Origin of the sequence: Micrococcus sp. GbtcB5, assembly GCF_019091605.1 — a bacterium.
GTDB lineage: Bacteria > Actinomycetota > Actinomycetes > Actinomycetales > Micrococcaceae > Micrococcus > Micrococcus luteus.
The window spans coordinates 1-21,871 of sequence record NZ_JAGXJK010000015.1; the positions used below are offsets into that span (position 1 = coordinate 1).

22 protein-coding genes are annotated in these 21,871 nt (G+C 72.9%); 13 read left to right on the plus strand and 9 right to left on the minus strand.

Going from position 1 to position 21,871, the window contains the following annotated elements; translation table 11 throughout:
• Positions 1–202: 202 nt before the first annotated feature.
• The 7 genes from KVS67_RS06995 to paaA form a co-directional block, all read right to left on the minus strand.
• Positions 203–1,561: an MFS transporter gene (locus tag KVS67_RS06995; RefSeq protein ID WP_069941107.1), complete on the minus strand. Its 1,359-nt coding sequence runs from the start codon at positions 1,559–1,561 to the stop codon at positions 203–205.
• A gap of 231 nt (positions 1,562–1,792) precedes the next feature.
• On the minus strand, positions 1,793–2,578 hold the full coding sequence (locus KVS67_RS07000; protein WP_049146507.1) for an enoyl-CoA hydratase/isomerase family protein: 786 nt from the start codon (positions 2,576–2,578) through the stop codon (positions 1,793–1,795).
• A gap of 31 nt (positions 2,579–2,609) precedes the next feature.
• Positions 2,610–3,779: a 1,2-phenylacetyl-CoA epoxidase subunit PaaE gene (gene paaE, locus KVS67_RS07005; RefSeq protein ID WP_217565154.1), complete on the minus strand. Its 1,170-nt coding sequence runs from the start codon at positions 3,777–3,779 to the stop codon at positions 2,610–2,612.
• A complete protein-coding gene (gene paaD / locus KVS67_RS07010; protein WP_336627758.1) occupies positions 3,779–4,288 on the minus strand; it encodes a 1,2-phenylacetyl-CoA epoxidase subunit PaaD in 510 nt (169 codons plus the stop codon). Before paaD ends, paaE begins: the two co-directional genes overlap by 1 nt.
• Positions 4,285–5,118, minus strand: a complete 834-nt coding sequence (gene paaC, locus KVS67_RS07015; RefSeq protein WP_095347245.1) for a 1,2-phenylacetyl-CoA epoxidase subunit PaaC — start codon at positions 5,116–5,118, stop codon at positions 4,285–4,287. Before paaC ends, paaD begins: the two co-directional genes overlap by 4 nt.
• Positions 5,115–5,417, minus strand: coding sequence for a 1,2-phenylacetyl-CoA epoxidase subunit PaaB (gene paaB, locus KVS67_RS07020; protein ID WP_020624884.1), 303 nt, complete (start codon positions 5,415–5,417; stop codon positions 5,115–5,117). The genes paaC and paaB overlap by 4 nt, the downstream gene beginning before the upstream one ends.
• A 3-nt stretch (positions 5,418–5,420) precedes the next feature.
• Entirely contained in the window at positions 5,421–6,428 is a 1,008-nt protein-coding gene (gene paaA / locus KVS67_RS07025) for a 1,2-phenylacetyl-CoA epoxidase subunit PaaA (protein ID WP_036316646.1), read from the minus strand.
• A 259-nt stretch (positions 6,429–6,687) separates the two neighbouring features.
• Between paaA and KVS67_RS07030 the strand changes: the two genes are divergently transcribed.
• Entirely contained in the window at positions 6,688–7,125 is a 438-nt protein-coding gene (locus KVS67_RS07030) for a hypothetical protein (protein ID WP_095347247.1), read from the plus strand.
• On the plus strand, positions 7,122–8,654 hold the full coding sequence (locus tag KVS67_RS07035) for a hypothetical protein (RefSeq protein WP_203552740.1): 1,533 nt from the start codon (positions 7,122–7,124) through the stop codon (positions 8,652–8,654). The genes KVS67_RS07030 and KVS67_RS07035 overlap by 4 nt, the downstream gene beginning before the upstream one ends.
• 34 nt (positions 8,655–8,688) lie before the next feature.
• On the opposite strand, the gene KVS67_RS07040 is transcribed toward KVS67_RS07035, so the two are convergent.
• The gene (locus KVS67_RS07040) at positions 8,689–10,602 is read right to left on the minus strand and encodes an FAD-binding monooxygenase (protein WP_203552739.1); all 1,914 of its coding nucleotides are present in this window, start codon (positions 10,600–10,602) and stop codon (positions 8,689–8,691) included.
• Positions 10,603–10,800: 198 nt separating this feature from the next.
• Here KVS67_RS07040 and KVS67_RS07045 point away from each other — a divergent pair, with 198 nt between their 5' ends.
• The 10 genes from KVS67_RS07045 (at position 10,801) to KVS67_RS07085 (ending at position 19,260) form a co-directional block, all read left to right on the plus strand.
• Positions 10,801–11,529, plus strand: coding sequence for an IclR family transcriptional regulator (locus KVS67_RS07045; protein WP_217565155.1), 729 nt, complete (start codon positions 10,801–10,803; stop codon positions 11,527–11,529).
• Between the two features lie 71 nt (positions 11,530–11,600).
• Entirely contained in the window at positions 11,601–12,731 is a 1,131-nt protein-coding gene (locus tag KVS67_RS07050; RefSeq protein WP_217565156.1) for a histidinol-phosphate transaminase, read from the plus strand.
• Between the two features lie 22 nt (positions 12,732–12,753).
• Positions 12,754–13,542: an IclR family transcriptional regulator gene (locus KVS67_RS07055; protein WP_217565157.1), complete on the plus strand. Its 789-nt coding sequence runs from the start codon at positions 12,754–12,756 to the stop codon at positions 13,540–13,542.
• A 123-nt stretch (positions 13,543–13,665) separates the two neighbouring features.
• Positions 13,666–14,874, plus strand: coding sequence for a 4-hydroxybenzoate 3-monooxygenase (locus tag KVS67_RS07060; protein WP_036316631.1), 1,209 nt, complete (start codon positions 13,666–13,668; stop codon positions 14,872–14,874).
• Between the two features lie 39 nt (positions 14,875–14,913).
• Positions 14,914–15,729 carry a protocatechuate 3,4-dioxygenase subunit beta gene (pcaH, locus tag KVS67_RS07065; protein WP_368669039.1) on the plus strand — a complete coding sequence of 272 codons (816 nt, stop codon included), beginning with the start codon at positions 14,914–14,916 and terminating at the stop codon, positions 15,727–15,729.
• Positions 15,729–16,376, plus strand: coding sequence for a protocatechuate 3,4-dioxygenase subunit alpha (gene pcaG, locus KVS67_RS07070; RefSeq protein WP_217565158.1), 648 nt, complete (start codon positions 15,729–15,731; stop codon positions 16,374–16,376). The genes pcaH and pcaG overlap by 1 nt, the downstream gene beginning before the upstream one ends.
• Before the next feature lie 104 nt (positions 16,377–16,480).
• Positions 16,481–17,308, plus strand: coding sequence for a lyase family protein (locus KVS67_RS14045; RefSeq protein WP_254629269.1), 828 nt, complete (start codon positions 16,481–16,483; stop codon positions 17,306–17,308).
• The gene (locus KVS67_RS14050) at positions 17,233–17,919 is read left to right on the plus strand and encodes a lyase family protein (protein ID WP_254629270.1); all 687 of its coding nucleotides are present in this window, start codon (positions 17,233–17,235) and stop codon (positions 17,917–17,919) included. The genes KVS67_RS14045 and KVS67_RS14050 overlap by 76 nt, the downstream gene beginning before the upstream one ends.
• 66 nt (positions 17,920–17,985) lie before the next feature.
• The gene (locus KVS67_RS07080) at positions 17,986–18,771 is read left to right on the plus strand and encodes an alpha/beta fold hydrolase (protein WP_217565159.1); all 786 of its coding nucleotides are present in this window, start codon (positions 17,986–17,988) and stop codon (positions 18,769–18,771) included.
• A 63-nt stretch (positions 18,772–18,834) separates the two neighbouring features.
• Entirely contained in the window at positions 18,835–19,260 is a 426-nt protein-coding gene (locus KVS67_RS07085) for a carboxymuconolactone decarboxylase family protein (RefSeq protein WP_020625039.1), read from the plus strand.
• Between the two features lie 68 nt (positions 19,261–19,328).
• Here the strand turns inward: KVS67_RS07085 and KVS67_RS07090 are convergent, their stop codons facing one another.
• Positions 19,329–19,955 carry a DUF4352 domain-containing protein gene (locus tag KVS67_RS07090; RefSeq protein WP_129867092.1) on the minus strand — a complete coding sequence of 209 codons (627 nt, stop codon included), beginning with the start codon at positions 19,953–19,955 and terminating at the stop codon, positions 19,329–19,331.
• 83 nt (positions 19,956–20,038) lie between these two features.
• Between KVS67_RS07090 and KVS67_RS07095 the strand changes: the two genes are divergently transcribed.
• Positions 20,039–21,757, plus strand: a complete 1,719-nt coding sequence (locus KVS67_RS07095; RefSeq protein ID WP_200891080.1) for an NAD(P)-binding domain-containing protein — start codon at positions 20,039–20,041, stop codon at positions 21,755–21,757.
• Positions 21,758–21,871: the final 114 nt, after the last annotated feature.

Genomic DNA, 21,871 nt, shown 5'->3' on the forward strand with positions numbered 1-21,871 from the left:
GCCCCGGGCGCGCCAGGCCCGGCCCCGCCCCCGCCCCCCCCCGCCGGGGGGCCCCCAGCCCCGCGTTACCCCCCGGGGGGAGGGGGGGTGCCGGGGGGCCTCGGCGCCGGTCCGGTCGCCCACGACGACGGCGCGCCCTTCCGGAGGAGGACCCGCCGTCGTCGTGGGGTGGGGACGGGCGAAGCCCGTCAGGCGGGCCGGATCAGGCCGGGACCACCGGGTGGGAGCGGGTGGCGACGACCTGCTCGTCGTGCAGCTCGCGGTCCTGGATGCCCTTGGGGACGAACAGGACGGCGATGAGCGAGATCGCGGAGATCACGATGATGTACCAGGCCACGTTCTCCCAGCCGGTCTTCACGAGCTGGTCGGCGAGCAGCGGGGCGAAGGCGCCGCCGATGATGGTGCCGAGCGCGTAGCCGATGGAGACGCCGGAGAAGCGGACGCGGGCCGGGAACATCTCGGCGTACATCGCCGACTGCGGGCCGTAGGACGGACCCAGGCCCAGGGTCAGGACGAACAGGCCCAGCGAGAACAGCGGCAGAGACGCGGTGTTGAGCAGCCCGAACAGCGGGAAGGCCCAGATGATCAGGAACCCGTAGCCGAGGACGAAGGTCAGCTTGCGGCCGATCTTGTCCGAGACCCAGCCGCCGAGCAGGGTGAAGATGAACCAGCCGACGCCGCCGACGAGGCTCGCGATGAGCACCTCGGAGGAGGTCATGCCCAGGCCCTTCGGACCGCCGTACTTCGAGAACCACGCGATGAGCAGGTAGCCGACGCCATTGTTCGCGGCGAAGATCACGGCGGCGAGGATGACCTCCTTGGTGTGGTGCCGGAAGAGCTCGCCCAGCGGGGCGGACTCGTCCACCTTGAGCTGCTGCATCTCCTTGAAGACCGGGGACTCCTCGACGGCCTTGCGGATCAGGTAGCCGACGACGATGAGCACCACGGAGATCAGGAACGGGATGCGCCAGCCCCAGGTGAGGAACTGCTCCTCGGACATGGTGGAGCGCACGATGAACAGCACACCGGTGGCCAGGATCATGCCCAGCGGCACGCCGATCTGCGGGGCGGAGCCGAACAGGCCGCGCTTGCCGTGGGGGGCGTGCTCCACGGACAGCAGCGCCGCGCCGCCCCACTCGCCGCCCGCGGACAGGCCCTGCAGCAGGCGCAGCGCGACGAGCAGGATCGGGGCCCACACACCGATCTGGGCGTAGGTGGGCAGCAGGCCGATGAGGGTGGTGGCCAGGCCCATGCCGATCAGCGTGAGGGACAGGACGAACTTGCGGCCGAAGCGGTCACCGAGATGGCCGGCGACGATCGCGCCAAGCGGGCGGATGAGGAAGGAGATGCCGAGGGTGGCCCACGCGGCGATCTGGGAGCCGCTCTCACCCATCGGCTGGAAGAAGAGGGCGGCGAAGACGAGCGCGGTGGCCTGGGCGAAGATGAAGAAGTCGTACCACTCGACGGTGGTGCCGACGACGGTGCCGGCGATGACCTTGCGCTCCTCGCGGCGATCGCGCGCGGGGGCGGGCGCCGCGGGGGATGCGACGGTGTGGCTCATGGATGCTCCTGGGATGCGGGGCGGCGGCCGCCCGTGAGGCGGCGGCAGGACGGTGTGGTTCCCGACCGATCGGTCGGGAAGTGACACCCGTCACCGTATACGATCCCATGTGACTTACGCCACGATCCAGGCTGATGACGGGAATGTGACGCGGCGTAGCCGGGACGACGACGGCGCCGCGCCCCTCGTGCGAAGGGTGCGGCGCCGTCGTCGGTGGCGGGGTGCGGCGGCTCAGCCGCGGCCGGTGAACTCCGGCTTCCGCTTCTCCTGGAAGGCCTGGAAGCCCTCGGCGTAGTCGGCGGTGCCGCAGAGCTCGCCCTGGGCGATGTTCTCCGCGTCGAGGGACTCCCACAGGCCCACGCGGTGGTCACGGACCTGGGCCACGAGCTCCTTCGACGCGCGGAACGCGAGGGTCGCGCCGGAGGCCACCTGGGCGACCTTCGCGCGGGTGAACTCGAGCAGCTCGTCCGCGGGCAGGGCCCGGGAGAACAGCCCGGCCTGGACGGCCTCGGCGCCCGAGAGGAGCTCGGCCGTGTAGATCAGGTCCAGGGTGCGGTGCGCGCCCAGGCGCTCGGTGAACAGCCAGTGGCCGCCCGAGTCCAGGGTGGCCCCGAGGTTCGCGAACGGCGAGCCGATCTTCGCGTCCTCGGCCACGTACACCACGTCCGTGGCGATCGCGAGGCCCAGGCCCACGCCCAGGCAGGCGCCCTGCACCGCGGCGAAGGTGGGCACCGGGATCTCGGACATGGCCCGCAGCACCGGGGTGACCCTGTCCCGCAGGTAGGCGGTGGCGTCGTCCTCGGCCGGGACCACGGCGGAGATGTCGCGGCCCGCGCAGAAGCCGCGGCCCTCGCCGCGCAGCAGCACGGCCCGGACCTCGCCGGACTCGACGCCGGCGGCGGCCCGCTCGTAGGCGGCCTGGAGTTCGGCCAGCGCGGCCTCGTCCAGGGCGTTCATCCTCTGGGGGGCGTCCAGCACGATCTCGGCGACGCCGTTCTCGACGGTGATCTCGATCATCGGGGGCTCCTTCGGTCTCGTGGGCGGGCGCTCAGGCGTCGAAGTCCAGCGTGATCGAGTCGGAGGTCGGGCGGGTCTGGCACGTGAGCACGTAGCCCTTCTCCACCTCGTCTTTCTCGAGCGCGTAGTTCTCGTCCATCTCGTACGCGCCGTCGACGACCTTGGCGCGGCAGGTGCCGCACACGCCGCCGGCGCAGGCGAAGGGCACGTCCGAGCGGACGCGCAGCGCGGCGTTGAGGACGGTCTCGTGGGCAGACGTGGGGGACTCGACCTTGGCGGTGAGGCCGTCGAGGTTGAACTCGATGGTCACGTTGTCGCCCTTCGGGTCCACCTCCACCACGCGGCCGGAGTGGCCCTGCGGGTTCTCCGGGCGGCCGGTGGTGAACAGCTCGAAGCGCACGTCGTCCTCGGACACGCCGCGGGCGGCGAGCGTCTCACGCGTGAGCTGCACGAGCTCGAACGGGCCGCAGAGGAACCACTCGTCGGTGCCCTCCACGTCGATCACGCGGTCCAGGAGGGTGGTGAGCTTGTCCTCGTCGATGCGGCCGGAGAGCAGCGGGGACACGCGCTGCTCGCGGGAGAGCACGTGGTGCACCGTGAACCGGGCCGGGTACTTGTCCTTGAGGTCGCCGATCTCCTCGGCGAACATCACGTCCATGGCGGATCGGTTCGCGTAGATCAGGTCGAAGCGCGAGGTCTCGGAGGCCGCGAGCACGGCCTTGGCGATCGCCATGATCGGGGTGATGCCCGAGCCAGCCGCGAACGCCACCAGGTGCGTGTCCTTCTTCTCCGCGACCTTCTCGGCCGCCACCTTCTGGGCGTCGTTGAGGGAGGTGACGTGCGTGCGGGACGTGAACGCGCCCTGCGGGTTCATCACGTCGATCTTCTCGCCGACCTCGAGGCTCTCGTTGGCCCACGTGGAGAACTTGCCGCCGATGTCCTTCTTCACGGCCACGCGGATCTCGCCGCGCTTCGGGACGGCGCAGATCGAGTAGGAGCGGCGCACCTCGGCGCCGTCGAGCTCCTTGCGCAGGGCCACGTACTGACCCGGCACGTAGTCGTAGTCGTCGGCGAGCTCCTCGGGCACCGCGAAGGTGACCTCCACGGAGTCCTCGGTCAGGCGGCGCAGCTCGGACACCTCGAGGGTGTTGAACGTGGCGCGGCGCTTGCCGGTGGTGGGGGCGTCGGTGGTCTCGGTCATCAGTGCACCTTGAAGTAGTCGAAGGGCTCGAGGCACTCCCGGCAGGTGTAGAGGGCCTTGCAGGAGGTGGAGCCGAAGCGGGTGATCTCGCGGGTGTTCAGGGAGTGGCAGCGCGGGCACTTCACGGCCATGCCGATCCTGATCGGGCCGTCCGTGGCGCGCGCGACGGGCGGGGCGATGCCGTACTCGTTGAGCTTGGCCTTGCCCTCGTCCGTCATCCAGTCCGTGGTCCACGCCGGCTGGAGCACCAGGCGCACCTCGGCGTCGGGGAACCCGGCGCGCCCGAGCGCGCGGGTGACGTCCGCGGTGATGGTGTCCATGGCGGGGCAGCCGGAATAGGTGGGCGTGATGACGACGACGGCCCTCTCGCCCTCGACCCGTGCCTCCCGGAGAATCCCGAGGTCCGCGATGGACAGCACGGGGATCTCCGGGTCGTGCACGGTGGAGGCCGCATCCCAGACCCGCGCGTCGGCGGGATCGGCGGGGCGCAGCTCGCTGGCGGTGGTCACCAGGTCGCTCCCGGGTGACGGCGCGCCAGGGACTGCATCTCCGCGAGGATGTACCCGCGGTACTCGCTCATGGCGCCGGAGCGGTCGCCGCCGCGGGCGGTGCCCGTCGTCGGCACGGTCAGGCCGGCCTCCTCGATGGCCGCGCGGATGCGGGTCATCGTGGGCTCCTCCAGCGAGGACGGCAGCACGGCGACGCCCTGCTCGGCGAGGGCGCGGACGACGTCGTCGTCGTGGAAGAGCTCGGCCACGTAGGGCCACAGCTCGTCCAGGCCGCGCTGCATGCGGCGCTTCGACTCCTCGGTGCCCAGGCCCAGGCGCTGCAGCCACAGGGCGGCGTGGTCCTGGTGGTACAGGACCTCCTTGAGGGCCTTGTCCGCGATGGCGGCGAGCGTGGAGTCCGTGGACTCGCGCAGGCGGGTGTACAGCTCGTACGAGTAGAAGGAGTAGTACAGCTGGCGGGCGATGGTCTTGGCGAAGTCGCCGTTCTCGGCCTCCACGAGGCGGACGGAGCGGAACTCCTCCTCGTCGCGGAAGTACGCGAGCTCGTCCTCGGTCTTGCCCCACGCGGTGCCGGCGTAGGAGAGGAGGAAGCGGGCGTGGCCCACGAGGTCCAGGGCGATGTTGCCCAGGGCGATGTCCTCCTCGAGCTCCGGGGCGCGCGAGATCCACCAGGACAGGCGCTGGCCGAGCATCAGGGCATCGTCACCGAGGGCGAGGGCGTAGCGGGCGACGTCGTCGCTCGCCTTCTGCTCGCCCGCCGCGATCTCCTCCGCGGTGATGGCCACGCCCGCGGAGTGCCTCGTGGCGGAGTCGTTGGTCGCGAAGCTCACAGGTGCGGCACCCCCTCGGACTGCTGGTAGTAGGTGGCGTGACGGTAGGACTTGCCCTGCGCGGACTCGAAGAAGCCGCCCTTGGAGTCCGGGTCGGAGGCCGCGATGGCCTCGGCCGGGACGACCCACACGGAGGTGCCCTCGTTGCGGCGGGTGTACAGGTCACGCGCGTTCCGCAGCGCCAGGGTGGCGTCCGGGGCGTGCAGCGAGCCGGCGTGCACGTGGGAGAGGCCGCGGTTGGCGCGGACGAAGACCTCCCACAGGGGCCAGGCGTGGGAGGCGGCGGTGGTCTCGCTCATGGGTCAGGCTCCGATCAGGTGGGTCTCGGCCGGCGCGTTCTGCTCGGCCTGGCGGCGGGCGTAGGCGGCGGCGGCCTCGCGGACCCAGGCGCCCTCCTCGTGGGCCTGGATGCGGCGGGCCATGCGCTGGGTGTTCATGGGGCCGTCGCCCTTGATCACGGACATGAACTCGTCCCAGTCCAGCTCGCCGAAGTCGTAGTGGCCGCGCTCCTCGTTCCACTTCAGGTCCGGGTCCGGCAGGGTGAGGCCGAGGGCCTCGGCCTGCGGGACGATCATGTCCACGAAGCGCTGGCGCAGGTCGTCGTTGGAGAAGCGCTTGACCTTCCAGGCCATGGACTGGCGGGAGTTGGGGGAGTCCTCGTCCGGCGGGCCGAACATCTGCAGGGCCGGGCCGTAGAAGCGGTCCACGGCGTCCTGGGCCATCTGCTTCTGCTCCGGGGTGCCGTGCGAGAGCTCGTAGAGGATCTCCCAGCCCTGGCGCTGGTGGAACGACTCCTCCTTGCAGATGCGCACCATCGCGCGGCCGTACGGGCCGTAGGAGGCGCGGCACAGCGGCACCTGGTTGCAGATCGCGGCGCCGTCGACGAGCCAGCCGATCGCGCCCATGTCCGCCCAGGTGCGGGCCGGGTAGTTGAAGATCGAGGAGTACTTCGCGCGGCCGGAGAGCAGCTGCTCGTTCAGCTCGTCCCGCGGGGTGCCGAGGGTCTCGGCGGCGGAGTACAGGTACAGGCCGTGGCCGGCCTCGTCCTGGACCTTGGCCATGAGGATCGCCTTGCGCTTCAGGGAGGGGGCGCGGGTGATCCAGTTGGCCTCCGGCTGCATGCCGATGATCTCGGAGTGCGCGTGCTGGGAGACCTGGCGGGTCAGGGACTTGCGGTACGCCTCGGGCATCCAGTCGCGGGGCTCGATGCGCGAGTCCTCCGCGATCAGGCGATCGAAGTTCTCCTGGCCGGCCGCATCCTCGGGGGACGGGACGGAGGCCAGGTGCTGGGGGGAGCTGGTCTGCGTCATGGGGATCACCTCACGCTGAGTGCGGGCTGGTTCCGTGGTCAGGGCACACCGGGGTGCACCGAATTACTGACCGCTCGTTCAGAATAGGCCAGGGTGTGACCTCGGTCAACACGCCGAAGCCGGCGCGACCCGGGTGCGACGCGGCCGCCGGGACGGTGCGAGAGGGTTGGCTCCTGCACAGGCGTCCCGACGGCGTCCCCCATCCCCGGATCGCCCCTCGCCGCAGTCGCGGGGCCCGGGCCCTCCCTACGGTGGCCGCATGTCACCCCTCATCGGACCTCAGCAGATCGCCACGGCCCTGCGGGCCGTCGGACTCGACGACGACGCCGCCCGCCTGGTCGCGTGGGCCGACCCCGCCCGGCGCGAGCGGGAGGCCGCCGAGCAGGCCCTCGCCGACCTCGCCGTGGCCCAGACGCAGCTGCGCACGGCGCTGGGCGGGCTGGTCAGCGCCGCCACGGATGTGCGCTCGGCGCTGCACACGGCATGGCGCGGCGAGGCCGCCGGCGCCTATGGGGAGGCCGTGCGGCGGGCGGCGACCCTGGCGGCGGAGCTCGAACGGGAGGCCGGGGAGTGGCTCGCCCTGCGGGCCACCGCCGAGCGGGAGGCGGAGGACGCACGCCGAGACGCCGAGGCCCGGGAGCGGGCGGCCGAGGAGACGGCGCTGGCCGTCCTGCGCTCGTTGGCGGTGGCGGCGTGACCGGCGGGCGGGGTGCCGGCCCGGGGGCGGTGGCCTTCAGCACGCACGGCGGACCGGGCTCGATCTACGCGGAGGCCGAGGAGATGCGCGTCGTGGCCGGGCGGCACGAGCACGCCGCCGACGAGGCGGCCGGAGCCTCGTGGCAGGTCGACGCGGCCGCCTTCGGGCTGGGCCGGTCGGCCACGTGGCTCGCCTCCGCCGCCCTGCTGCAGGACCGACTGGCGGAGGCGGTCGGTCGGGTGCGGAACCTGTCGGAGCAGTGCGCCGAGCTGCACCGTGACCTGCTCTCCGCGGCGGCCCGCTACGAGGAGGCCGAGCGCGCGGCGGCCGGCATCATGGCCGCCGAGGACGCCTCCCTGGGGGAACTGCCGGCGCTGCTCTGGCGGGACGGCCATGACGGCCTCACCACCCGCGAGGCGGAGCGGCTCGTGCAGGACGTCGTCCAGGCGGTGCCCGAGGCCATCGTGGCCGCCATGCTCGCGGCCGCCGGGTTCCCCCTGCTCGCGGCCCTGGCACGGATCGACGTGAAGATGCTGACGAGGGCGCAGAAGCGCGTGCTGAAGCGGCCCGTCTCCTCCGCCGCGAAGAAGGGGACGGATGCCGCGTCGGACCTCACCGAGGCGCTGCGGGTCTCCCCGGACGAGGCATGGACCGTGACGGCGGACGCCCTGACCCTCGCCGGCGCGGCGCCCCGGGGCGCGGTGACCCCGCACGGGGCGCCGCAGGACCGGCCGACGGCGCCCGCCCTGCTGGACGGCTCGGCCACGGGGCTGGCCTCTCTCATCCCGCGCGCGGAGGGGGACGGAGACCTCACGGTCACGGAGGTGGTGCGAGAGAACGGGAGTCGGGCCTGGGTGGTGGGCCTGCCGGGCACCCGCGGCGGCCTGATCCCGGATCCCGAGTCGACCGACCCGTGGGACGCCGGCGGACTGTTGGACGCCCTCGGCTCCGAGTCCGAGGTCACGGCCCCGGCGGTGCGGGCGGCGCTCGAGGCGGCCGGCGTCCCGCACGGCGCACCGCTCGTCCTGGCCGGCTACTCCCAGGGCGGGGTGCACGCCGTCAACCTGGCCGGTCGTGAGGACTTCACGTCCGTGTATCCGGTGGCCGGCGTCATGACGATCGCGGCGCCGTCGGGCAACGCGGTGGAGACCGGGCGGACCGCGGTGCTGGAGTTCTCCTCGGACGGGGACCTGGCCGTCGCCGCGGACGGGGCGCCCACCCCCGTCTCGTCGCGCCGGGCCGAGGTGGTCTTCCACCCGGCCGGCCACGGATGGGATGCGCCCGGGGGTGGCTTCCGGACCGCCTCTCCGCTGGCGGTCGAGGACGACCTGGGCGCCGCCCACGACTTCGACGCCCAGGTGGACCTGATCCGGCAGTTCGAGGCCGCCGAGCCCGCGTCCCGGGCGGAGGTCGCCGGGCTCTCCGCCGCGTTGGCCGGGCTGACCGCCGGCACCGTGGCCTCGAGCCGGGCGGTGCGCCTGCGCCGCACGCCGCCCGAGCGGGACCACCTGCCCCCGGGAACCCGGTGAGCGCGCCGGCGGCGGGGCGCCCGCCGCCGCCCGCTCAGTTCGCGTCGAGCAGCACGCCCGCGAAGAACGCGTTCAGGCGGTCGACCTCGTCCAGGCCGAAGACGCCGGAGACGTACTGGTCCGGGCGGACCACGACGACGGCGCCGTCACGGCTGATGCCGCGGGCCTCGAAGATGTCCTCGCCGTGCGTGGGCCGGCACGTGGCGAAGATGTTGTTCAGGTCGTGCAGGCCGAGGGAGCCGGTGGTCGGGCGGAAGATCGACGGCACGTCCGGGTGGGCGAACTCGGTCTGCTTCTGCTGGTACACGACCTTGATGTCGAAGCGGGCGTCCTCCGGCCCGTCCGACGGGGTGTGGCGGTTGCGGAAGGACCGCGGATCCTCCACGATCGCCTTCGCCCACGCCGCGACCTTCGAATCCTCGGCGCGCGGGGAGGCGGCGTCGGCGAACACGTAGACGCGCCAGCGGCCGTCCGCGCGGTGCAGGTGTCCCAGGTGCTTGACGTTGGTGTCGCACGAGCGCTCCACCAGCCCCGACTTGAAGCGCTTGCCGATGGGGTAGCCCTGCGCCAGCGCCTGACCGGTGGCGTCCGTGGTGAGGAGGGAGGGCTGGTACTGCGTCATGAAGCCGGCCGGGAACTCGGCGGTCTTCGTGTAGAACTCGGCCACCTCGTTCGGGTCGCCCAGCTCGGAGGTGGGCTTGGCCATGAGCGTCGACCACTCCTTGTCGAAGTCGATCAGGTTCTTGGCGATCTCCTTGCGCTCCTCCGAGTAGGTCGGCACGAGCTCGACCGGGGCCATCCCGGAGAGCACCTGGCCCAGCTTCCAGCCGAGGTTCCAGCCGTCCTGCATGGACACGTTCATGCCCTGGCCGGCCTTCGCGGAGTGGGTGTGGCAGGCGTCGCCGAGCAGGAACACGTTGGGGTGGGCCACGCGCTCGCGGTTGTCGAAGCCCGAGGTGAGGCGGTGGCCCACCTCGTACACCGAATGCCAGGCGACCTCCTTCACGTCCAGCGTGTAGGGGCGCAGGATCTGCTGGGCCCGGCGGATGATCTCCTCGAGCGGGGTCTGGCGCACCTTGTGGTTGTCGTCCGCCGGGACCTCGCCGAGGTCCACGTACATGCGGAACAGGTGCCCGCCTTCGCGGGGGATCAGGAGGATCGAGCCGCTGGACGAGTGGATCGCGCACTTGGTGCGGATGTCCGGGAAGTCCGTGTCGGCCAGCGCGTCCATGACGCCCCACGCGTGGTTCGCGGCGTCGCCGGTCAGGGTGTGGCCGATCGCCTTGCGGACGCGAGAGCCCGCGCCGTCCGCGCCCACCACGTACTTGGCGCGCACCTGGCGGGTCGGTCCCGAGGCGGGGTCCTCGAGGGTGTTGCCCGCGGCGTCCACGGTGCGGCGCAGGGTCACGAGCACGGGGTGCTCGCCGTCGTTCGTGTCCTCGAGGGTCTCGAACGCCCAGCCGTAGTCCGGCCGCGCACGGGTGGGGGAGTTCTTCATGTACTCGGCGAACCAGTCCAGGATGCGGGCCTGGTTCACGATCAGGTGCGGGAACTCGGAGACGCCCTCCGGGTCGTCCTCGGCCAGCGAGGTGCGCACGATCGTGTCCGCGTCGTCCTCGGCCGGGTTCCAGAACGCCATGGAGGTCAGGTCGAAGGCCTCGTCGATGATCTCGCTTGCGAAGCCGAAGGCCTGGAAGGTCTCCACGGAGCGGGCCTGGATGCCGTCCGCCTGGCCGATCTCGAGGCGGTGGGGGCGGCGCTCGATGATGCGGGTGTGGACGTCCGGGAACATCGCGAGCTGGGCGGCGGCGATCATGCCGGCCGGGCCCGAGCCGACGATCAGCACGTCCATCTCGTCCGGCAGCTCGGCGGGGCGGTCCAGGCCGATGCCGGCCGCCACCTGGACGCGCGGGTTCGTGGAGACGTAGCCGTGGTGGTGGAAGAGCATGGGGGTCCTTTCGCTGCGGGGGATGTCGCTGCGCGGTGCGCGTGCCACCCGACGGCGTGTTCTCTCAGAGAACACGGTGTTCTCCCTGGGAACACATGTGTGCCAGACTGTACGCGGACGTGACCGGGTTCACAACCGGCGCGCGGGCCGACCACGCCCCGGGCGCGTTACGTCCGGCACCCGAGGCGAGGAGCACAGATGGCGGAGCACGACGGCGGCCCGGTCCGGGAGGGCGCACCCTCCCAGACGCTCTCCCGCGCGCTCACCCTGCTCGAGACCGTCGTGGAGGCGCCCGAGCCGCCCACCATCGCCGACCTCGCCGACGGCCTGGGCGTCCATCGCTCGGTCGCCTACCGCGTGCTGCGCACCTTCGAGGCCCATGGCCTGCTGCGCCGCGACGGCCTCGGCCGCGTCCACGCCGCCCCCGGCCTGGCCGTCCTCGCCCGCCGGGTGGAGCAGGATCTGCGCGCGGCGGCCATGCCGCACCTGACGGCCGTCTCCACCGACCTGGGCATGACCGCGTTCCTCGTGGTGTGGGACGGGGCCCACTGCCTCACCCTGGCCACGGCCGAGCCGCCCAGCGGCAACCTCGTCACGCAGCGGCCGGGGACCCGGCACCCCCTCGGGGTCGGTGCGCCGGGGATGGCGATCGCCGCCATCCTGACCGGACAGGAGTGGGCGCGGCTGCCCGGCGAGGCCCCGCCCGAGCGGCCCGAGCTCGACGACGTGCGGGAGCGCGGCTGGGCCGTCAGCTCCGACGAGGTCATCACCGGCGTCTCCTCGGTCGCGGTGCCGCTGCGGGTCCCCGGCCAGCTGCCCGCCGCCCTCGCCGTGGTCTACGCGACGCGGCCGGAGGACCCGGCGCGCCTCGGGGACCGGCTCGGTGAGGCGGCCCGGGCCGTCGCCGTCGCCTTCGGTGCGGCCTGAACCCCGGGGCGCCGAGCCCGGGTCCCGTGGTGCTGCTCACGGCGTCCGCGGCCCGCATTACCCTGGTGGCCATGACTGATGACGCACAGCAGCCGCCCGCCGTGGTCGCGCCCCACAAGAAGGTCGGCATGCTGCCGCCGTACGCCGCCGGCAAGCCGCCGGTCGCCGTCCCGGGCCTGCACCCCTACAAGCTCTCCTCGAACGAGAACCCCTACGCGCCCGTGTCCGGCGTGATCGACCGGGTGCGTCAGGTCGTGACCGGCCCGGAGGGCGCGCCCAGCACCCTCTGCCGCTACCCGGACACCCTCTCCACCGGCCTGCGCCAGGCCCTGGCCGCGCACCTGGACGTCCCGGCGGACGACGTCGTGACCGGCGCCGGCTCCCTCGGCGCCCTGGCCCAGGTCATCACCGCCTTCGCCGGCCACGGCGAGGCCGGGGAGGGCGACGAGGTGATCTTCGCGTGGCGTTCCTTCGAGGCCTACCCGATCGTGGTCCGCACCGCCGGTGCCGTGGACGTGCAGGTGCCGCTCACCGCGGACCACCGCCACGACCTGCCGGCCATGCTGGAGGCGATCACGGAGCGGACCCGCGTGATCCTGCTCTGCACCCCCAACAACCCGACCGGCCCCGTGCTCACGACCGCCGAGGTCGAGGACTTCCTGGCGCGCGTGCCCGCGCACATCCTCGTGGTCATCGACGAGGCGTACGTGGAGTTCGTCCGCGACGAGGACGCGGTCAAGGGCCTGGAGATGTACCGCAAGCACGCGAACGTCGTCGTGCTGCGCACCTTCTCGAAGGCGCACGGCCTGGCCAACCTGCGCGTGGGCTACTCGGTCTCGCAGCCGGAGATCACCAAGGCCCTGCGCACCGTGGCCACGCCGTTCGCGGTGTCCACGGTGGCCGAGGAGGCCGCGATCGCCTCGCTCGAGCACCTGGACGAGGTCCTCGAGCGCGTGCAGATCGTCGTCGACGAGCGCGAGCGCGTCGCCGCCGCCCTGGCCGAGGCCGGCTGGGACCTGCCCTCCTCGCAGGCCAACTTCGTGTGGCTGCCGCTCGGCGAGCGCACCCAGGCGTTCGCCGAGGCCGCCCAGGCCCGCGCCCTGTCCGTCCGGGCGTTCGCGGGCGAGGGCGTGCGCGTGAGCATCGGCGAGAAGGAGGCCAACGACCGCTTCCTCGAGGTCGCGCGCGACTTCCTGGCGTGAGCGGCCCGGCGCGAGCGGCACGTTGGACCGGCTGATCCGGGTCCGCTTCGCGTTCGACGCGGAGCGTCCGGCGTTGACCGTGGCGGCCCTGGCCCGGCGCACCGAGCTGCCCCTGGCCACCGCCTATCGGTGGGTGGACCGGCTGGTGCGCGCCGAGCTGCTGCAGAAGGACGAGGACGGCGTGGTCCGGCCCGGCCTGCGGCTGTGGGAGATGGCCTCCCGGAGCGCGCCGAGCATGTCCCTGGCCCGGACGGCCATGCCGTTCCTCGTGGACGTGCAGTCGGTCCTGCGGCAGCACACGCAGCTCGCGGTCCTCGACGACGACGGCGTCCTCGTGCTCGCCCGGCTCTCCTCCCAGGGGGCCGTGGTGAACCAGGCGGACGTCGCGGGTCGGCTGCCGCCGTTCACCACCGCCCTGGGACTCGTGCTGCTCGCCCACGCCCCGGTCGAGACGGCGGAGCGGTTCATCGCCCGGCACCGGGACCGGCTCGGCGCCGTCGTGGATCACCATCCCCTCGAGTCGGGGCGTGCGGTGCCCGCGGGCGTGCGGGCGCGGGTGGCCACGCCCAGCGAGCCGCGGCTGCGAGCGCTTCTGGCGGATGTGCGGCGGGAGGGGTACGCGGCCGTGGACGGCGCGTTGGACGAGGAGTCCCGGGGGGTCGCCGTGCCGGTCCGCGGGGCCGACGGCGTGGCGGCGGCCGCGCTCGGGGTCGTCGTCCCCCGCGAGGCGCCGTACACCCCGGGGGTGCCGCCCCTGCTGATGACGGCCGCCCGGGGGATCGCCCGCGGACTCGGCGGCCATTCTCACTGAGTGAGAACGGCCGGGCGCGGGCCGTGTCCTGCGCCACAGGATGGTCGGGACCTCCGCCGCCGGCCCCGGCCGCGCGGCCCGACCCGCCCGGCCCGACCGGTGACGTCCCCCGGAAAGGACGCCATGACCCAGCCCCCCGTGACCCGCACCCGCGTCGGCATCGTCGGCGGCGGGCCCGCCGGCCTGATGCTCTCCCACCTGCTCGCGCGGCAGGGGATCGACAACGTCGTCCTCGAGTCCCGTGACCCCGAGACCATCGCGCACACCCACCGCGCGGGCATCCTCGAGCAGCCCAGCGTGGAGATGCTGACGGACATGGGCGTCGACGGCCGGGTGAGGACGGTGGGCGACGAGCACCGCGGCATCATCCTGCGCTTCGACGGCGAGTCGCATGCCCTGGACTTCCCGGAGCTCGTGGGTGCCACGGTCACCCTGTACGCGCAGAACGAGGTCTTCGTCGACCTCGCCGCGGCGCGGCGGCGCGACGGCGGCGACGTCCGCTTCGAGACCGAGGTGCTCGAGGTGCTCGACGTCGACTCGGACACCCCCGGCGTCCGGTTCCGCTCCGTGGCCGCTGGCGAGGAGGGGCCGGTCGAGGAACTGCGCTGCGACATCCTCGTGGGCGCGGACGGCTCGCGTTCCACCGTCCGCAAGGCCCTCCAGCGCGACACCGAGGGCGAGGACCACTTCCACGCGTACCCCTTCGCCTGGTTCGGCATCCTCGCCGAGGCGCCCAAGTCCTCGCCTGAGCTGATCTACGCCCGCTCCGAGCATGGCTTCGGCCTGATCTCGCAGCGCTCGGAGACCGTGCAGCGCATGTACTTCCAGTGCGACCCCTCGACCCGCGTGGAGGACTGGTCCGACGACCGGATCTGGGACCGGCTGCAGCGCATCGTGGCCGGCCCGGACGGCTTCACCCTCAAGACCGGCCCCATCATCGACAAGACGGTGCTCGGCTTCCGCTCCTATGTGCGCACACCGCTGAGTCACCGCAACGTCTTCCTCGCCGGCGACGCCGGACACACCGTCCCGCCCACCGGGGCGAAGGGCCTGAACCTCGCCTTCGCGGACGTGCGCGTCCTGGCCGAGGCGCTCGAGTCGTGGGCCGCCACGGGCTCGCGCGACCTGCTCGACGCCTACTCGGAGACGGCGCTGACCCGCGTGTGGAAGGACCAGAACTTCTCCTACTGGATGACCACCATGCTCCACGCCCGCCCGGACGCCTCGGAGTTCGAGGACATGCGCGTGCGCGGTGAGCTCCGCAACGTGGTCCAGTCCCGTTACGGACGGCAGTTCCTCGCCGAGCAGTACACCGGCTGGCCCTCCGCCTGAGCCCGACCGATCCCCGACCCCGCAGAGAAAGGAGCCGACGTGAGCATCGCCGCCCAGGCCAAGGACGACGACACGTTCGACAGCGCCCACGTGCTCGATCCAGCCGCCACCCGCGACTCGCAGGGGCAGATCAGTGAAGAGATCGCGACCGTCCATGCCCAGGCCCAGGGCGAGACCCAGCCGCGGCTCGACTTCCCGCCCTATCGCTCGTCGGTGTTCCGCCACCCCACCAAGTCGCTCGTGCACGCCGACCCCGAGACCGTGGAGCTGTGGTCCCCGGCCTTCGGCCACCGCGACGTGCACCCGCTCGAGGCGGACCTGACCGTCGGCCAGAACGGCGAGCCGATCGGCGAGCGCATCAAGGTGCGCGGCCGCGTGCTCGACGACGACGGCCGCCCCGTGCGCCACCAGCTGGTGGAGATCTGGCAGGCCAACGCGGCCGGCCGCTACGTGCACAAGCGGGACCAGCACCCCGCGCCGCTGGACCCGAACTTCACGGGCATCGGCCGCACACTGACCGGCGCGGACGGGACCTACGAGTTCACCACCATCAAGCCGGCCCCGTACCCGTGGAAGAACCACCGCAACGCGTGGCGCCCGGCGCACATCCACTTCTCCCTGTTCGGCACGGACTTCACGCAGCGCATGATCACCCAGATGTACTTCCCGGGCGATCCGCTGTTCCCGCTGGACCCGATCTACCAGGGCATCACGGACCAGGCCGCCCGCGACCGGCTCGTGGCCACCTACGACCACTCGGTGACCAGCCACGAGTGGAACACCGGCTACTGGTGGGACATCGTGCTCACGGGCAGCCACCGCACCTGGATGGAAGACGAGGAGGGCGATCACTGATGCGGATCGACGAGACCACCGAGCGCACCGCCGACGGGAGGCTGGTCCCCACCCCGGGCCAGACCATCGGCCCGTTCTTCGGCTACGCGAACGGCTACGAGCAGGTCCACCTGCCGTGGCGCGACGGCCACCAGCTGGTCCCCGCGGGCCGCGCGGACGCGATGCGCCTGTTCGGCACCGTCTACAACGGCAACGGCGATCCGATCCCGGACGCCATGATCGAGATCTGGCAGGCCGACGCCGAGGGCGTCATCTCGCAGGAGGACGGCTCCCTCGTCCAGGACGGCTTCACCTTCACCGGCTGGGGCCGCTGCGCCGTGGACAACGCGGGCCGCTACACCTTCTCCACCGTGGAGCCCGGCGTGGTGAACGAGGACCGCGCCCGGTTCATCCACGTCGTCGTGTTCGCCCGCGGCCTGCTGAACAAGCTGCACACCCGCGTGTACCTGCCCGAGGACGCCGAGGCGATCGTGCAGGACGCGTTCCTGACCTCCCTCGACGAGGACCGCCGTCGCACCCTGATCGGCACCCGGAACGACGACGGCTCGCTCGAGTTCGACATCTGGATCCAGGGCCCCGGGGAGCACGCACCGAAGGAGACCGTGTTCCTGCAGTTCCCCGGCATCGAGTACCCCGAGCTCGACTGACGCCGGCCTCGGCCGCAGGCCCGGCCCCTCCCACACGCGGGACGGGTCGGGCCTGACGCCGCCTCCGGAGCCCGATCCCACCCCTCCGACCCCAGGAGCCCGCCATGACCTCAGCCGCCGCCGACCTCGCCGCCGTCGCCGACGTCGGCCTCCTGGATCCGGCCTGGGCCGGCAGTCGGGCGGAGGCCGCCACCGCGGACCGCACCTTCCTGGGGCACCTGCTCGACGTCGAGGCGGCCTGGGTGCGCGTGCTCGCCCGGCACGGGCTCGCCACGGAGGCGGAGGCGGCGGCCGCCGCGGCGGCGGGCGACCCGGACGCCTACGACCTCGCCGCGCTCGCCCGCGCGGCCCAGGGCGGCGGCACCCCCCTGATCCCGGCGCTGAAGGCGCTGCGCGCGCAGCTGCCGGCCAGCTCCCGCGCCGTGCACCTGGGCGCCACGAGCCAGGACGTCGTGGACTCCGCGCTGATGGTCATGGTGGGCCGGGTGGGCGCGATCCTGGCCGAGGACCTCGCCGCCGCGCAGGACGCGCTTGCGGAGCTGGCCCGCGCCCACCGCTCGACGCCGATGGTCGCCCGATCCCTCGCCCAGCACTCCCTGCCCTCCACCTTCGGGCTGCGCGCCGCGAACTGGCTCGACGGCCTCGGCCAGGCCGCGGATCGGCTCGCCGCCGCCGTCGCGGACCTGCCCGTCCAGTGGGGCGGCGCCGCCGGCACCCTGGCCTCCCTGTCCGGGCACGTCGACCGCGCGCACCGCGCGGGGACCCTCGGCCCCGAGGTCACCGCGTTCACCCTGGTCGAGGACCTCGCCGCCGAGCTGGGCCTCGCCGCCGAGCTGGGCCCTGGGACACGAACCGCATGGCCGTCACGGGCGTGGCCGCGGCCCTGGCCGACGTCGTGGCCGCGTGCGGGAAGATCGCCAACGACGTGCTGACATCGGCGCGGATCGAGAACGGCGAGCTCGGTGAGCCGCTTGCGGCCGGCCGCGGCGGCTCCTCCGCGATGCCGCACAAGCAGAACCCCGTGCTCTCCGTGCTGATCCGCTCCGCCGCGCTGTCCGCCCCCGGGCTCGCGGCGCGGGTGTACACGGCGGCCGGCGCCGCGGACGACGAGCGCCCGGACGGGGCCTGGCACGCCGAGTGGCCCGCGCTGCGCCGCCTGCTGCGGGTGGCCGGCGGGACCGCGGCCCTGACCCGCGAGCTCGTCTCCGGCCTGCGCGTCCACGAGGACCGCATGCGGCGCAACCTGGAGCTCACCGGCCCGCTGCTCGTCTCCGAGCGGATCATGGCCGAGCTGGCTCCGGAGCTGGACGAGGCCTCCGGCGAGCCGGGCTCCGGGAAGCGGCTGATCCAGGACGTCGTGGACCGCTCCCTGGCGTGCGAGGGGAACTTCCGCGCCCTGCTGCGCGCGGCGGTCCCGGAGTCCGTTCCGGACGCCCGCCTCGACGACCTCCTCGACCCCGCCGCCTACACGGGGGAGGCCGAGGCCCTCGTGGACCGCCTCCTCGCCGCCCGCCGGGGCACGACGACGCCGCCCCGCACCTGAGACCATCTCCGTCAGAACCGGCCGCGCCCCTCGGGGTGCGGCGCCGCCGCAGAGGAAGGACCGCCCATGAGCACCCCCCGTGTCACCACCACCCTCCTGAAGCCCGCCCAGGACCCCGCCCGCGTGCTCGTGGTCGGCACCGGCGTCCAGGCCCTGTGGAGCCTCGCCGCGCAGCAGCTCCCTGAGGACACCGTGGTGGTCGGCTACGACCTGCCCGGCCACGGCGCCTCCGAGCCCCACGCCGAGCCGTTCTCGATGGCGGAGCTGGCGGACGCCGTCGTCGCCGCCGTGCAGGCGCTGCAGGAGGACGGCACCGTTCCCGCGGACCTGCCCGTGCACTTCGCGGGCGTCTCCCTCAACGGGTGCGTGGCGCTGCAGCTGGCCCTGGACCACGCGGACACCGTCTCCGGTGTGGCCGTGATCTGCTCCGCCGCGAAGATCGGCGAGGCGGGGTCCTGGCGCGAGCGCGCCGAGCTCGTGGAGCGTGCCGGCACCCCGACCCTCGTCGAGGTCTCGGCGCAGCGCTGGTTCGCCGACGGGTTCATCGCGGCCCACCCGGAGCGGACGACGGGCCTGCTGCACACCCTGCAGGAGGCGGACCGCCATTCCTACGCGCGCCTGTGCGAGGCGCTGGCCGACTTCGACGTGCGCGGGCGCCTCGGGGAGATCGCCGTCCCCGTCCTCACGATCCACGGCGTGGCGGACCAGGTCACCCCGCCCTCGGCGGGCGAGGAGATCGCCGCCGCGGTGCCGGGCACCGTGACCCACGTGTTCGACGAGACCGCCCATCAGGCCCCCCTCGAGCAGCCCGAGCGCACCGCCGCGGCCCTGGCCGCCTTCCCGGCGCGCTGAGCCGCCCGCCCCCTCCCGCCCTGCCCCGCACGACGACGCCCCCACCACGAGGAGAGACTGCGCATGAGCGCCGAGCAGCCCATCGGGCACGACATGGACCGCACCTCCCAGGAGGTGCTCGACGCGGGCATGGCCGTGCGCCGCGAGGTCCTGGGCGACGCCCACGTGGACCGCGCCGAGGCGAGGAAGGACGCCACCACCGAGGACTTCCAGAACCTGATCACCCGCTACGCATGGGGGACGATCTGGACGCGGCCCGGTCTGGACCGGCGGATGCGCTCAGCCGTGACCATCTCCGCCATGGTGGCCGGCGGCTACTGGGACGAGTGCGCCATGCACCCGCGCGCCGCCCTGCGCAACGGCCTGACCCGGGAGGAGATCCAGGAGATCCTCCTGCAGACCGCGGTCTACGCCTCCGTGCCGGCGGCGAACATCGCGTTCAAGCTCGCCCAGGAGGACGCCGACCTCGCCGAGGGCAGGCCGCTCTGAGCGCAACGTTCACAGCGCGCACGAGGCCCCATGCCCGGGAAGGACATGGGGCCTCGTCTGCGCGCTGATCAGTCGAGCTCGACGACCACCGGCTGATCGAGGGAGAGGCCGCCCCCGGAGACCTTGACCTGGGTGATCTCGGTCCCTGCCGGAACGTCGAACCACAGGTAGCCGCTGGCCACGTTGCCCGGGTTGGTCGGCTCGATGTTCATGCCGTTCTCGGTGCCGTAGATCGATGCGTCCGTGCTGTAGCTGTACTCGGCCCCGTCTGCGCTGACGAGCTTCACGCTGTCGGCGAAGAACGTCCGCTCCTCCTTGGCGTTGTTCTTCGCGCTGATCTGCACGGGCACGAACTCGCCCTGGGCCTCCGTGGAGAAGCCGGACGGGCCGACGCTCGCGACGGGCGTATCGACCGACTCAACGGTCGTGGCCCAGTCGCCCACGGTGAACTCCTGGCCGAGGCCGACCTTGGCTGCCTCGTCGCTGGAGCTGGTCTCGCCCTGGGAGGCGGCCTCTCCGCCCCCCTCCGAGGTGCTGTTCGAACCGCCGCCCATCATGGAGGCGAGGACGGCGATCACGATCAGGGCGAGCAGGCCGATCAGGGCGTACTTGAGACACCCCCCTTTCTTCTTCGCGGGGGGCTGCACGACATTGCCGTTGGCGTCGTAATACACAGGATTGCTCTTGCGGGCCACGATGCTCCTTCGGGAGGGCGCAGTGATGTCACATGCCGTTGTGGCCAACGGCTGCCATGCACGGCGCGTGAATTGAGTAATGAATGATGGGAGTATCGCATGCCGTAGAGGAAGCTGGGAGTACTCCCCGGAGCATCGCGTTCCAGCTGGCCCAGGAGGTCTTCGCCCGGCACGATGCCGACCTTGCCGACGCCGGGTCCGGCGTCGTGCTGGGCATGTGGGACCCGGCCGGCCTCCTCTACGGCCTCGGACTCATGGCCGTGGCGGCCGTGACCCTTGTCCGCCGCGCCCCGTTCGGCGGGTCGATCATGGTGCGGGTGGCCCGCTGCACTTGTGACCCTTCTGGCGGCCGTTCCACCCCGGAGAAGGGTCAGAACCGCAGTCGATTCGCGGGGGCCGGTGCTACGGTCGGGCCGAGCCGCCCCACCCCCACTCTCGGAAGGACACCCATGCGTGAGCGCGTCGCCCTGATCGGAGCCGGCCCGTCCGGCATGGCCCTGCTGAGGAGCCTCGCCCTGGCCGAGGACGCGGGGGCGGCGGTCCCGGAGGTCGTGGCGTTCGAGCGCCAGGACGACTGGGGCGGCCAGTGGAACCTGGACTGGCGCACCGGCGCGGACCGCCACGGCGAGCCCGTGCACTCCGCCATGTACCGGGACCTGTGGATCAACGGGCCCAAGGAGTGCATGGAGTACCCGGACTACCCGTTCGATGCGCATTTCGGCCGCGCCGTGTCCTCGTACCTCCCGCGGGAGGCCATGCGGGACTACATCGTGGGCCGGGTGGCCAAGGTGGCCGGGCGCATCCGCCCGCAGATCCGGTTCGCCACGGCCGTCCGCTGGGTGCAGCCGCTCGACGACGGCGGGTTCGGGGTGACCTCGGAGGACCTGGTCACGCGCGAGGCCGTCACCGAGCGGTTCGACCGCGTCGTGGTGGCCACCGGGCACTTCCACACCCCGCACCTGCCGTCCTGGCCCGGCGTGGAGACCTTCCCCGGGCAGGCCCAGCACGCCCACGACTACCGAAGCCCGGAGCCGTACACGGGCCGTCGCGTGCTCGTGGTGGGCTCCTCCTACTCCGGGCAGGACCTGGCCCTGCAGCTGCACCGCGCCGGCGCCGCCCACGTGACCACCGCCTACCGTGCCCGCCCGCAGGACATCGCGTGGCCGGCCGGCATGGACGAGGCCCCCGAGGTGCAGGGGTTCGACGGTGCGGAGGTCACCTTCGCGGACGGCTCCACCGCCGAGTACGACGCCGTGCTGCTGTGCACCGGCTACCGCCACCACTACCCCTTCCTGCCGGGCGAGCTGGCGCTGGCCGGCCCGAACCTGCTGGCCCCGTTCGGGCTGTGGAAGGGCGTGGTCTGGCACGCCGACCCGCGCGTGCTCTACCTGGGTGCCACCCAGCAGCTGTTCACCCTGACGCTCCTGGACGCGCAGGCCTTCTTCGCCCGCGACGTGCTGCTCGGCCGCGTCCCGGTGCCCGGCGATGAGGAGCGTCGGGCCGACATGGACGCCTGGTTCGAGCGGATGACGCGGATCGACGGGCCGCCGGCCGCGCTGGCCTACCAGGGCGCGTACATCCAGGACCTGTCCTCCCACACGGACTGCCCGGAGGTGGACGTCGAGGCGGTGGCCCGCACCTTCCTCGAGATGCGCGACGCCCGGATCGAGGACGTCCGGACGTTCCGCGACCGGCGGCACCGCTCGACCGTGACCGGCACGCTGGCCGCGGCGCACCCGGTGCCGTGGATGGACCGCCCGGACGACTCCCTCGAGGAGTACCTCCGCCGCTTCCCGGCCTGACCCCCCACCCTGCCCTTCCCGTTCCGAATCCACTGCACTTCCGACCCTTCTGGCGGCCGTTCCGGGCCTCAGAAGGGTCAGAACCGCAGTCGATTCGCGGGGGCGGGTGCTGGT

Bases quoted from the DNA above. Each gene is read 5' to 3' on its own strand.
- KVS67_RS06995 (WP_069941107.1), bottom strand. From the start codon at position 1,561: ATGAGCCACACCGTCGCATCCCCCGCGGCGCCCGCCCCCGCGCGCGAT.
- KVS67_RS07000 (WP_049146507.1), bottom strand. From the start codon at position 2,578: ATGATCGAGATCACCGTCGAGAACGGCGTCGCCGAGATCGTGCTGGAC.
- paaE (WP_217565154.1), bottom strand. From the start codon at position 3,779: ATGACCGAGACCACCGACGCCCCCACCACCGGCAAGCGCCGCGCCACG.
- paaB (WP_020624884.1), bottom strand. From the start codon at position 5,417: ATGAGCGAGACCACCGCCGCCTCCCACGCCTGGCCCCTGTGGGAGGTC.
- paaA (WP_036316646.1), bottom strand. From the start codon at position 6,428: ATGACGCAGACCAGCTCCCCCCAGCACCTGGCCTCCGTCCCGTCCCCC.
- KVS67_RS07030 (WP_095347247.1), top strand. From the start codon at position 6,688: ATGTCACCCCTCATCGGACCTCAGCAGATCGCCACGGCCCTGCGGGCC.
- KVS67_RS07040 (WP_203552739.1), bottom strand. From the start codon at position 10,602: ATGCTCTTCCACCACCACGGCTACGTCTCCACGAACCCGCGCGTCCAG.
- KVS67_RS07045 (WP_217565155.1), top strand. From the start codon at position 10,801: ATGGCGGAGCACGACGGCGGCCCGGTCCGGGAGGGCGCACCCTCCCAG.
- KVS67_RS07050 (WP_217565156.1), top strand. From the start codon at position 11,601: ATGACTGATGACGCACAGCAGCCGCCCGCCGTGGTCGCGCCCCACAAG.
- KVS67_RS07060 (WP_036316631.1), top strand. From the start codon at position 13,666: ATGACCCAGCCCCCCGTGACCCGCACCCGCGTCGGCATCGTCGGCGGC.
- pcaG (WP_217565158.1), top strand. From the start codon at position 15,729: ATGCGGATCGACGAGACCACCGAGCGCACCGCCGACGGGAGGCTGGTC.
- KVS67_RS14045 (WP_254629269.1), top strand. From the start codon at position 16,481: ATGACCTCAGCCGCCGCCGACCTCGCCGCCGTCGCCGACGTCGGCCTC.
- KVS67_RS14050 (WP_254629270.1), top strand. From the start codon at position 17,233: ATGGCCGTCACGGGCGTGGCCGCGGCCCTGGCCGACGTCGTGGCCGCG.
- KVS67_RS07080 (WP_217565159.1), top strand. From the start codon at position 17,986: ATGAGCACCCCCCGTGTCACCACCACCCTCCTGAAGCCCGCCCAGGAC.
- KVS67_RS07085 (WP_020625039.1), top strand. From the start codon at position 18,835: ATGAGCGCCGAGCAGCCCATCGGGCACGACATGGACCGCACCTCCCAG.
- KVS67_RS07095 (WP_200891080.1), top strand. From the start codon at position 20,039: ATGATGGGAGTATCGCATGCCGTAGAGGAAGCTGGGAGTACTCCCCGG.